This window comes from Myxococcus sp. AB025B, from assembly GCF_006518215.1.
GTDB classification, from domain to species: Bacteria; Myxococcota; Myxococcia; order Myxococcales; family Myxococcaceae; genus Myxococcus; species Myxococcus fulvus.
Map to the genome: position 1 here is coordinate 1 of NZ_SRLW01000714.1, position 453 is coordinate 453.

Consider the following 453-nt stretch of genomic DNA (forward strand, 5'->3'; position numbering starts at 1 on the left):
ACTAGGAATTGACCTAATTAACAATCCCGATTTAGCATTACAACCTAAATATGCATCAGAGATATTAGTTAAGGGTTCTATTAATGGGTGGTTTACTTCTAAGAAGTTAAGTGATTACATCAATGATAAAAAGAAAGATTACATCAACGCTCGTAGAGTGATTAATGGTACAGATAAAGCGCAATTAATTGCTAATTATGCTGTAGTTTTTGAGAAAGCATTGAGAAGTTATTAGTAGGTAAAATAAAAGCTACCTATCGTAATAGATAAGGTAGCTATATTTATCAATCAGTAATTTCTACTTCATAATTCATTAAAGCTTCATAAGCTCTAGGGTCAATCTTATCTTTCCACTTATTAGCTAACTCTTTAAGGTAGTTTTCTTTAGCTTCTTTGTAAGCTTTGAAGGCTTCTAATTCAGTGTTATATATACCTAAATAAACACTTTTATTA

The 453-nt window shown here is 29.8% G+C and carries 1 protein-coding gene; it reads left to right on the forward strand.

Annotated elements, in window-relative coordinates; translation table 11 throughout:
- The coding region (locus FL311_RS44775) for a hypothetical protein (RefSeq protein ID WP_228557495.1) at window positions 1–235 on the forward strand (235 nt) is incomplete at its 5' end.
- Window positions 236–453 lie beyond the last annotated feature (218 nt).